Here is a 7,877-nt window from a genome sequence, read left to right as displayed (position 1 = left end):
GAGGTTTCCGGTGAATTCCATGGGGCGGTTAGCATCGGTGCTGATGCCCTGATTGCGGATAAAGTAGCGGTAACGAACCGGCGGCAGTTTATCGGTGATAAATTTCTGGGTGTCAGGGTTCTGCGTTCTCAGGCAGATAAGGTGATTGCAGTTGTCTATAAACTGTTGGGCAGCCGCTTTCGAGCCCAACTGAGCTTCAAAGTCAGCCAGCGTCTGGGTAGCGACGTATAACCGGAATTGAGCCCCCCGGCCTTTGTTAAGCAGGGACAGAAGTTGAGGGCAAAGCACTTCTGCGGCTTCATCGACAAACAGGTTGATGGGTTTGTCGTTGCTATCTGCGTAGTTATAACGATCCCCTGCCACGGCTGCCAGGTCTGCCAATAGCAACTGTCCAATAGCTTTGCCGACCATGGGATCAGACAGGGAATCGAGCCCAAAATACATCACCTTGTTTTGCTCAATCAGGTTGGCGGTATGGGTACAGGGGCGCAGGTCGTCTGTATCGGTGGGATCCGCTGATAGCAGTCGGGCCAGTGGACCTCCTGTCAGCATTCCCAAAGCAGGCAGTAAGGTGGCAATCATTTTTCCATAGTGGGCCCGATCATGTTCAAACAGTGAGATCAGTCCTTCCACGTCGGTGCAGGGCGTTTCAGGCATGACCTTATCCCGATAGAACTCTATCCAGCGTCGTGCCTCGGCTTCGGCTTTATTTTTGCCCTTAACTTCCTTCGCCCGAATGATATCTGCTGCCTGAGCCAGGTGTCGTGTACAGACAATAGTGAGCGCTCTAATCAGCAGTCTGGTGACTCCGCCTTCCAGTCCCTGACGAATCATGACAAGGGTCGGGCGCTGACCACAGAGCAGATAGCCCTGAACTACGGCATCAACGGCTTTTTGGGCAAAAGCCTGAAAGGGTGCATTATCACCACCGGAAGGCATCAATCCAGAAATCCGGCTGGCCAGCTCACTGGAACGGTTGAAGTTCTGTAGCAGGTTGATACGAATGGAATTGGCAGGAAAGCCCGGATGGAACTTCATAAACCGGTATTGATTGCCTGACAGCTCGCAACTTCTGAGGGTATGGCTGGCAAGATCATGGTCGCCTTTTGGGTCGACGATAATAACGGGCTCATTGCGTAATACGGCTTGTGTCACCAACAAATCAAAGAGTCGGGTTTTACCGCTGCCCGGGACACCGATCACCATGGTATGCATCTGAGCCTGTTCAAGAGGCTGATATAACGGCTCCTCATGTTCTTCCATACCGTGAATCCAGCCTGCTCCCATATTTTTTTCTGATTTGGCTGGCAGGTTATCACTTCGTAATAAGTCCCAGGCTCTTTGTCCATGGAGCCGTTGCCATTCAAAGCCCCAGCCTAACCAGACTCCTTGCTTCTGATTCTTTGTTTGCAATGAATGGCATTTTTTTCCCGTTAGCTTTAACAGAGCCAGCTTTTTCCCCTTAAGCCGCCGATGCTGTTGCCATCTTGGCAAAGCCTGTCTCAGCCGAATGAACATCATGGCCCCGCAGAAAGTAGAGGTTAGAACAAAACCAATCTGCGGCAGTAAACTGTAAAACGACAATGTATAGGCTGTAATCATGGCGGAAAACCATACGGCGGAGGAACTCAACTCATAAATAGGCCGCCAGTTTTGCAAATAAGGGCGATCACTGATCATGCTGTGTCCCCGTGATGTTTTTTGTTGGCAACCATTGTTTGCACTGTTCGGAAATGACAGGTTGCAGAGCAATGACCAGTCGGCCATTACGTCGAAAAATAATCTGGTTCCCAACAGGTCTGATCCAACCTCTCTGGTTCCATTGTTTGAGCAGAATATCCGGTTCTGGAGTTTCCCTGGATTTGACCGCATCAGGCCAAGGCAGCAGAAGGCTGTCTTTCGCCCATTTGATATCCTCTGCGTGGAGGTTACCTATAACCAGCTCAAGCCAATCGAGTTCATTATCCTTTTCCTCTGTTGGCTGATCCTCAGTTTTGGACGGTTTTGTGATCTGGTTAAGCGCCTCCCCATTTTCGAAATGCAATTTGATGCTTTTCAGGCGTGCCAGCTCAACGGCATCGATGATTTGCGATACGCCATGGCCGCTTTTTTGTCCGGTAAGCGCACCGATAAAAGTCTGCCAGAGAGCACCATTACTGTTGTCGGGTTGCAGGGCATTGCGGAATGTCTGAGGGGTCAGCTGCGGCAAAAGTAACAGATTGATGGCCGTATATTCTGGTCTTAATGGTTTCCTGGGATCGGTATCACACTGTTTCCAATGGGGTGAGTAATGGCTAATGCGGTGTTGTTGCAACCAGCTTCCAAGAGGTTGCTGGAACGCTGGCCATTGCTCTGTTGATGGTTGTTGAACAACAAGACAGGAGGTCATTCGCCCACTGTCATATAAAAGCCCGGCGATTCCTGCCATTAACCGCCAGAGCGGCTCCCTTGCTCTGCGTTGATCTGGATACAATTCGTGGTCTCTGTGAATCTGCTGCATGGCTGTGACGGACCAGAAGGCTGTTTCCAGAGCATGGCGGATCGCGCCTGCTGGTTCACAGTGGTGCTGAGGATGAGCAGGTAGGAGATGGAGCCAGTGGGTGAGATTATCCAGTGTCTGGTCAAACAAGCGCTGAAGTTCTGCTGGCAAATTCAGCTGCTCGTTTACCTGTTCCACAAGCTGTTGTTGCTGATGCAGGATTGTTCCTGTGCCTACCTGATACCCAGCGCAACCTGAACCTGGTTGTATAGGCTGATCAGCTTCTGGAAGATTGTTTGGTAATGGGATTTTTTCATCAGCGTGATGCGGGTGTAACCAGTGATTGATAATGGCTAAAGCCTTTGAGGTGAACATGGTTAAAGCCCGAAAATGGAATTAATAATGGTGGGAGTGACCTGCAATCCGACAGCAGCACCGACTCCGGTAGCAAAGCCGATCAGTGAGTTGCGAGCCATGCCGTAGGCCAGTCCGATCAGGACAAAAGAGATAGACAGTGTTCGTCCCAGGTCTCCCTTGATCCAACCCACCAAGCGACCATAAATTTCTGCAAAGTCAGTGGAACCTGTCACATTGACAGGATTGGCCGCCTGCAGCTCCTGTGGCAGTAGAGAAAGAATGATCAGAGGTGCCAGAGACACCATCAGTTTCTGCAGCTTCATAATAAATGGTCGCCTATCAGCAAGAAGTACAGGCATGGTCAATGACTCCATTAATCATCAGACGGTGAATAGACGGGAATGGCAGACTGCCAGTCTCTTGGTGCGATATCGGTCATCACAACTCCGCCGCTGTGCCAGTTGCCCTGCTTGTCAACCCAGGGGGCAATCCAGATTTTCAGGATTTGAGCGGGTGTGCGGTTGGGTATCGCTTCGGGCGTTACAAAACGAAGATCGGGTTCAGAATAGTTTTTGGGAGCTGAAGGAAACAGGTTTTCAGCAGACGTTGAACCGGTATTCTGATAGACCTGTCTTGCCGATTTGCACACGCCTTTGCCGGGTTCCGGGCAGGCATACTCAGCTTCACCAACACCAAACAGTGAGCAGCCCTGAATAACAGGTACCAGCGAAACCATCAGAAGCAAGGCTCTGGTATCGTGTTTACACATGGGTAAATTCTCGAAAGATTAGTTTTTCAGACCACGGGTGAGAATCAGGTCCACCTTACGTTCGGCGCTGATTTCAATGACGGGCACCATCTGGTCAGCCAGCTGCAGGTAAAAATCTGCCAGCTTTTCCAATGCTTTGTTACTGCCCTTAATCAGAGAGCTTTGCAGGGCTCCACTGTCTTTTAAGCCGGACTGAAACGGAGACTGAATCTGGCCGTTCTGGTTGGGAACCAAAGACAATACTGGAACGGGTTTGATATCAAAGGCCTCACTGATACCGCTGAGAAAGCCTGCCATAGCCGCCTTGGCCATAACCTGTCCCTGCTTACTGACCAGCCTGCCACGTAATCCGGCTTTGCCATCTTCTCCGGCGATATAACCTTCTAGAGGTCGTTCAATCACTTCTTCCTTATCGTTGTATTTGAGGATGCACGACAGGGTTTCACTGCGAAGATAAGCCCGCTCGGAACTCAGGTCGCCATAGCCCGATGCCAGAACAAAGCATTCCCTGACGTTAGTGCGATAGCGATTGGGCAAAATGGCAGAAGCTTTGATGCGGATTAGGACAGGATAAGGTTCACGTCTTGCCCCTTGCCCTGTCGGAACATCCAGCCCGGTGATTAACTGGCCGGATAGCAGACTTCCGGCCGGTAAGCGCAAAAGCTTTGGTTTATCCTTTGGTTTTGAATTTAGGGTGACTGCCTGAGGGTTGGTAGTTCCTAATACCCGGATAGGTCTGGGCGGTTGAGGAGGTGTGTCATAGTAATCAGTTTCGTTGTATTGGGTTGTTGGTGATTGACTGTAATGATTCCACTGCAAAACATCCGGAACAGGTTCTGGCAACGAAGGTTCAGGAAAAGAGAGTGTGGGTTGAACGGGCTGCTTCAGCTGGCTAATTTCCTGTTGCAACTTCTCTATTTCTTGTTGATGTGTTTCATGCAAAGCTTTCTGTTGCTGATGGATGCGTTCCAGATCACCACTGATACGGTTCAGAGTTAACTCTTTGGGTGGCACACCGGTAAAGTCCACAGAGGAGGTGGTTTGCTCCGGGGTTTTAGTAATGCCTGAATCCTGCCGCTTACTGGTCATAAAAATCAGGGTGACCAGAACCGCTGCGGTACCCAGCACAATGCCATAACGCTTTATTCTTGGTGTTAAATAATGGTTGATGCTGTTCATTGCTTGATGATTATTTGGTCAGCAGAGAAGGGCGCAATATGGGAGCAGATTCATAATCAGGCGTATTCAGAAGAATAAACAGCTCTCTTCGCTGGCCGGGATGCAGTTTGTTGTTTGGCCACATTGCGACAGCGGCGGTGTGGCTGCCCTGACAATTTCTTTCATGGAATGTAAGCGGCTTTTCGGTGTTATTCTGGGCAGTGCCTATCAGAATGCTGAAGTGATGCCCCTGAACCTGCTGGCCTTTGGAAAAATCAAACATCAGGCCGTCCTGCTCGCAATGCTGAATATCGGATTGATGCAACATGCTCAGTTCATAACCTTCCGGTATCTGTCCCCTCACCAGCGCAGCAAGCACTTCCGTGATAGCCTGCTGATAGTCCGAGGTTTCTTCGAATCGTTTTGCTAATGCCCTGTTATGGCTGATTTTTTTGCTGCCATTGTTTTGATAGTGACAGCTGAATTTCTTTGGGAGGAACATCCAGTGGTGTTACCAGCAAAGAAAGGGCATGAGACTCATTATCATGAGGGGTGATGTACACGACAAAAGGTTTTTCTTGCTGCGAAGAGAGATAAATCACTGAACCTTCAATCCGAATATCAGCCTGATCAATGGTTCGAATCTGGGGAGCCGCAAAAGGCGTGATAATTCGATTCAGGTGTAGACGACTCAGGGTTACGGGTTGCTGCTGACCCGGTGATACCTGCAACTTGACTGGTGCAGCTGCCAGAGTCAATGAACAATACAAACAGACGGAAACAACATGCGTTTTGTTCATAAAGGAATCTCTCAATAAATGACTACATAGCACGTCTTGAAATGAACATTTTAGATATCGTATACAAGTTGACAATAATAAATGTCGTCTCCATCAATGTCCCGCCAATAGAACCTAGCAGCAAATTATTTGTCAGCCAACAGAATGAATTAAACAAGACAAGTAGACGCAATTTTATTCCATCAACCTGAAATAAACCCCAGGTTACTAAAGATGCACCAAAAATGGTTAGCAATTCATAGCTATGTTGTAAACTGGGTAAACCCATAAGCCATAATAACGAAATAAAGAACCACATGACTTTATTTGATTTCGTTCTGGTTGAAGCATAACTTCTTGCCGCACTGATCCCACAGCCAAACGCGGCCGTGAATGCACCCATCATAATAAAGTGAATACATAACAGGATTTGAAATACGGTCAGGTGTAGTCGAAAACGCCGGCCGTTTTGATGAAGGAATGCACTTGCTCCGACAATAAAGGCAAACAGCCCGACACCCTGGGCAAAATTAATTTCTAACATGACAAGTCTTTACGATGATCTCTTAGGGTTAATCGTGTGACGGAACCAACTTGGATAGATACTGACAGCACAATGTTGGGCTTGATAAAGTTGGTATTGGCCAATGTTGGACATATTTAACTGCCGGGGCCATTGAGGCTTGAGCAAGGACGATGGTATCGTCGGAAATCTCATAAGGAAAGGTTACTTGAGATCAGATTCAATCTGAATGACAGCAAGCACAGGGCGATAATGGATCAGACTGAACTGAAAGGTAAAGGTTTTCTGCCCATACAGGCGTTGATGGCCCGATGAGAGAGCACTGTTTCCCGTCACTCTGACCTCATGAGTGTTTTCATCAAATTCAAGCTGCAATGGCTCAAAGCTCAGCGAAACATGGTCTTCCCGTAACTGGTGGAACTGCCGATTCAATGTTTCATGGACTTGCCGGTGCAGATTGGGTGAAAGCAGACTTTGCAGCCTGGATTCAACAAACGACAGATTCTGCGGATTGAGGTTGCCCAGTAATTCAGCCAGAGACAGTCCCCACCATTCGTAATAGATCTGCGAAGCCTCACCGGAGTGAATGACGATCTGCCCATCCATCAATGGCAAAGTCAGCTCAACAGCCGGTTTGCGACTGAGGCATTGGAAAAGCAGTAGTGCATTCGTCAGCACCAGTACCAGCAGCATCAGCCTGTCCACACAGAGCTGCTGACGCCATTGCTTCAAACGTCGCAGATAGTCTTGAATGGTCATTTTCGGGAAGGGTAAAAGACCCGGACATAAGGGTTGGGCAAGGTTCTGGCTTTCACAAAATAAAAACCCAGCCAGTAAAGCCGGTGGCTCAGGTGGCCGTCAGGGTGACGATCCCGAAATCGTCGATAGACACGAATTGCTATCCAGCCCAGAAACATGCCCAGAAGCAGCTGGTCAAACCAGATACCCCAGATCAGACCCACGGCTACGGGGTAGATTTCATCCAGAGACCAGAACAGGAACTGGATGGGGTCGTTGATGGTGCGGGGGATTTCCATGATGCTTTCGACTCATTTACCGCCTATACTCTGTAAGACATATTCTTACAAGAGGTGCAATATGGCTCGAACATTAACCATCAGCCTTGGAGACGAACTTCAGGGCTATGCTCAACAGCTGGTCGATTCCGGTGCGTACTCATCCGTCAGTGAAGTGGTGCGCGAGGCGTTAAGAAACCTGAGAGAACAGAAAGCTTCGTCAAACTTGGAGCAATTGAGGGCAATGATTGACGAAGGTGATAACAGTGGTGAACCGGTTGATCTTGAACTTGAAAAGTTCCTTTCCCAAATGAAAAAACGGTAACCCTTATGCCCCCATACAAGCAGTACTTGTTCAAGCCCCGTGCACGACAGGATTTGGAAGGCATATATGACTATACCTTTACTGAGTTTGGAGAAGAGCAAGCTGATCTGTATATCCGAAATCTTTTTGATACCTTTCAACGACTGGCCAAAACACCGGGCTTTGCTCGATGCCGGGATGACCTCAGAAAAGGGCTCAAATCATACCCTGTGAAGGCTCATATCGTTTTCTTCAGAGAAACGGTGAATGGCGTATTAATTGTCAGAGTGCTTCACCAATCGATGGATTTTCAATCACAAAAATACTGATCGATCCTGGGAAATGCTCACTGCTGTCGAAGATTTATAGTTTTGGTGTTTTGATAGTGGTTGAGTTTTGATGGGGTAATGCTGTCGTATCGGGCTTCCAATCGTTTTCGACTGTCCTCCCGGTGCTGGTCGAAATCCAGCCTTGACCCTTTGCCCGTCAGAG

12 protein-coding genes are annotated in these 7,877 nt (G+C 48.6%); 2 read left to right on the top strand and 10 right to left on the bottom strand.

Annotated features, from left to right (window positions below; genetic code table 11):
- From traD to traL, 10 genes are all read right to left on the bottom strand, one after another.
- The coding region (traD, locus tag KDK16_RS11275) for a conjugative transfer system coupling protein TraD (protein WP_257276180.1) at window positions 1-1,680 on the bottom strand (1,680 nt) is incomplete at its 3' end.
- Window positions 1,670-2,854 (bottom strand): TraI domain-containing protein, encoded by a 1,185-nt coding sequence (locus KDK16_RS11270; protein WP_257276179.1) that lies wholly within the window; start codon window positions 2,852-2,854, stop codon window positions 1,670-1,672. The genes traD and KDK16_RS11270, both read right to left, overlap by 11 nt.
- A gap of 2 nt (window positions 2,855-2,856) precedes the next feature.
- Complete coding sequence (traA, locus tag KDK16_RS11265; protein ID WP_257276178.1) at window positions 2,857-3,195, bottom strand: TraA family conjugative transfer protein; 339 nt, start codon at window positions 3,193-3,195, stop codon at window positions 2,857-2,859.
- Window positions 3,196-3,209: 14 nt separating this feature from the next.
- Window positions 3,210-3,605 (bottom strand): TraV family lipoprotein, encoded by a 396-nt coding sequence (locus KDK16_RS11260; protein ID WP_257276177.1) that lies wholly within the window; start codon window positions 3,603-3,605, stop codon window positions 3,210-3,212.
- Window positions 3,606-3,623: 18 nt separating this feature from the next.
- A complete protein-coding gene (locus KDK16_RS11255; RefSeq protein WP_257276176.1) occupies window positions 3,624-4,784 on the bottom strand; it encodes a TraB/VirB10 family protein in 1,161 nt (386 codons plus the stop codon).
- 10 nt (window positions 4,785-4,794) lie between these two features.
- Window positions 4,795-5,265, bottom strand: coding sequence for a type-F conjugative transfer system secretin TraK (locus KDK16_RS11250; protein WP_257276175.1), 471 nt, complete (start codon window positions 5,263-5,265; stop codon window positions 4,795-4,797).
- The gene (locus KDK16_RS11245) at window positions 5,201-5,563 is read right to left on the bottom strand and encodes a type-F conjugative transfer system secretin TraK (RefSeq protein WP_257276174.1); all 363 of its coding nucleotides are present in this window, start codon (window positions 5,561-5,563) and stop codon (window positions 5,201-5,203) included. Before KDK16_RS11245 ends, KDK16_RS11250 begins: the two co-directional genes overlap by 65 nt.
- Window positions 5,564-5,585: 22 nt before the next feature.
- Window positions 5,586-6,086: a YgjV family protein gene (locus tag KDK16_RS11240; protein WP_257276173.1), complete on the bottom strand. Its 501-nt coding sequence runs from the start codon at window positions 6,084-6,086 to the stop codon at window positions 5,586-5,588.
- A gap of 183 nt (window positions 6,087-6,269) precedes the next feature.
- The gene (locus KDK16_RS11235; RefSeq protein WP_257276172.1) at window positions 6,270-6,824 is read right to left on the bottom strand and encodes a type IV conjugative transfer system protein TraE; all 555 of its coding nucleotides are present in this window, start codon (window positions 6,822-6,824) and stop codon (window positions 6,270-6,272) included.
- Window positions 6,821-7,102, bottom strand: coding sequence for a type IV conjugative transfer system protein TraL (gene traL / locus KDK16_RS11230; protein ID WP_257276171.1), 282 nt, complete (start codon window positions 7,100-7,102; stop codon window positions 6,821-6,823). The genes KDK16_RS11235 and traL overlap by 4 nt, the downstream gene beginning before the upstream one ends.
- Before the next feature lie 61 nt (window positions 7,103-7,163).
- On the opposite strand from traL, the gene KDK16_RS11225 reads away from it, so the two are divergent.
- Together KDK16_RS11225 and KDK16_RS11220 are read left to right on the top strand one after the other, a co-directional pair.
- Window positions 7,164-7,406, top strand: coding sequence for a type II toxin-antitoxin system ParD family antitoxin (locus KDK16_RS11225; RefSeq protein ID WP_257276170.1), 243 nt, complete (start codon window positions 7,164-7,166; stop codon window positions 7,404-7,406).
- Between the two features lie 5 nt (window positions 7,407-7,411).
- A complete protein-coding gene (locus KDK16_RS11220; RefSeq protein WP_257276169.1) occupies window positions 7,412-7,714 on the top strand; it encodes a type II toxin-antitoxin system RelE/ParE family toxin in 303 nt (100 codons plus the stop codon).
- Window positions 7,715-7,877 lie beyond the last annotated feature (163 nt).

Source organism: Endozoicomonas sp. SESOKO4 (assembly GCF_024606275.1).
The sequence above is the reverse complement of the archived record's forward strand: the minus strand, read 5'-3'. Positions and strand labels throughout refer to the sequence as shown.

Bases quoted from the DNA above. Each gene is read 5' to 3' on its own strand.
- KDK16_RS11270 (WP_257276179.1), bottom strand. From the start codon at position 2,854: ATGTTCACCTCAAAGGCTTTAGCCATTATCAATCACTGGTTACACCCG.
- traA (WP_257276178.1), bottom strand. From the start codon at position 3,195: ATGCCTGTACTTCTTGCTGATAGGCGACCATTTATTATGAAGCTGCAG.
- KDK16_RS11260 (WP_257276177.1), bottom strand. From the start codon at position 3,605: ATGTGTAAACACGATACCAGAGCCTTGCTTCTGATGGTTTCGCTGGTA.
- KDK16_RS11255 (WP_257276176.1), bottom strand. From the start codon at position 4,784: ATGAACAGCATCAACCATTATTTAACACCAAGAATAAAGCGTTATGGC.
- KDK16_RS11250 (WP_257276175.1), bottom strand. From the start codon at position 5,265: ATGTTCCTCCCAAAGAAATTCAGCTGTCACTATCAAAACAATGGCAGC.
- KDK16_RS11245 (WP_257276174.1), bottom strand. From the start codon at position 5,563: ATGAACAAAACGCATGTTGTTTCCGTCTGTTTGTATTGTTCATTGACT.
- KDK16_RS11240 (WP_257276173.1), bottom strand. From the start codon at position 6,086: ATGTTAGAAATTAATTTTGCCCAGGGTGTCGGGCTGTTTGCCTTTATT.
- KDK16_RS11235 (WP_257276172.1), bottom strand. From the start codon at position 6,824: ATGACCATTCAAGACTATCTGCGACGTTTGAAGCAATGGCGTCAGCAG.
- traL (WP_257276171.1), bottom strand. From the start codon at position 7,102: ATGGAAATCCCCCGCACCATCAACGACCCCATCCAGTTCCTGTTCTGG.
- KDK16_RS11225 (WP_257276170.1), top strand. From the start codon at position 7,164: ATGGCTCGAACATTAACCATCAGCCTTGGAGACGAACTTCAGGGCTAT.
- KDK16_RS11220 (WP_257276169.1), top strand. From the start codon at position 7,412: ATGCCCCCATACAAGCAGTACTTGTTCAAGCCCCGTGCACGACAGGAT.